We start from the raw sequence: 1,138 nt of genomic DNA on the forward strand, positions 1-1,138 counted from the left end.
AAATGAGACGACGTCTTAGTACTCCAGCAGGACTTTGGTGTCTGACCTAGGGCGATGCCGGGCGGCTGGAGTGTAGCGGGCCGGAAGCTGGTCAGGGGCGGTCTCGAAGAGACCGCCCCTCGATCGTGCGACAGCGTCGCTGGTAGTGGCAGCGGCGGGCGACCGCTTGGCGTCGGCGGCGCCAGTTCGACCAGCTCAGCGCGTGGCGTCGTCCGCGGCGTCCGCTCAGGTGCGGTGGCTGGGCACGACAAGCTGCCAGGAGTCGCCGAACCTCCGCCACTGTGAGCCCGACAGCCCCGAGCGTCTCACCTGTTCCTCCCCCTTTTCCCGGGGCTGGTGTGCCGTGGTTCCCAGGAAGGCGTGCGCGAGCATGGCGAGGGTGATGTGCCGATACCAGCCGACGTAGCGGCGAACTTCGTACTGGTCCAGGCCGCACTCGTTCTTCGCGGCCTGGAAACACTCCTCGATCGCCCAGCGCGTCCCGGCGATCCGCACCAACTCCTGAATGGTGGTCTCCAAGGGGGCGTAAGCGAGGTAGTAGGCGATCTCGTCGGGCTTGCGGATGCTGCGCCGGGCCAGCGCCCACCGCATCCGGTGGGGGACCTCGCCCCGCTGAATCGAAACTCAGCGGGGCGAGTTAACCAGCAGCGTCTGTTCCCGGGCGCCCTTTTTCGTGTCACACGCTCAGTGCGCGGTCAGGCCGAAGTTCTGGTTGCTGGTGTTGCTTGCACCGGGGCTGTTGATGTTGTTGTTGGTGCTGATGTTGTTGAACATGGGGAGCAGGCCACTGAGGTTGATGGGGAGCAGGGATCCATTTCCCCCGTTGCCGTTGCCCGTGGTGCAGTTGCCACCGGGGATGCTCACCGTGTCGGTGGACGCATCGCTGGCAGTGCTCTGTGTGTCGATCGCGGTGGCCGTGTTGGTGACCGTGCAGGGAGCGTCAGCGGCGACGTTGACGGTGATGTCGACCGCGAAGCTGCCGCCGACAGGCAGCGGCTCGGATCCGCACTGAGCTGTTTGGTTGTCGGGGTGGGAACAGATCACTTCGAAGGTGTTCGGGCTTTCGACGCTGACGTTCGCCACGGTGAGCCCGGCTGGCACGACGTCGACCAGGCGGATAAGAGGTCCTAACAAAGGC

The 1,138-nt window shown here is 65.3% G+C and carries 2 pseudogenes; both read right to left on the reverse strand.

Annotated features, from left to right (window positions below):
• Positions 1-225: 225 nt before the first annotated feature.
• Positions 226-588: pseudogene (locus CCN56_RS30775) on the reverse strand (IS701 family transposase); the annotation flags it as partial.
• A 96-nt stretch (positions 589-684) separates the two neighbouring features.
• Positions 685-1,138: pseudogene (locus tag CCN56_RS43515) on the reverse strand (hypothetical protein); the annotation flags it as partial.

The organism is Streptomyces sp. NRRL B-24572 (genome assembly GCF_002156145.1).
GTDB classification, from domain to species: domain Bacteria; phylum Actinomycetota; class Actinomycetes; order Streptomycetales; family Streptomycetaceae; genus Streptomyces; species Streptomyces vietnamensis.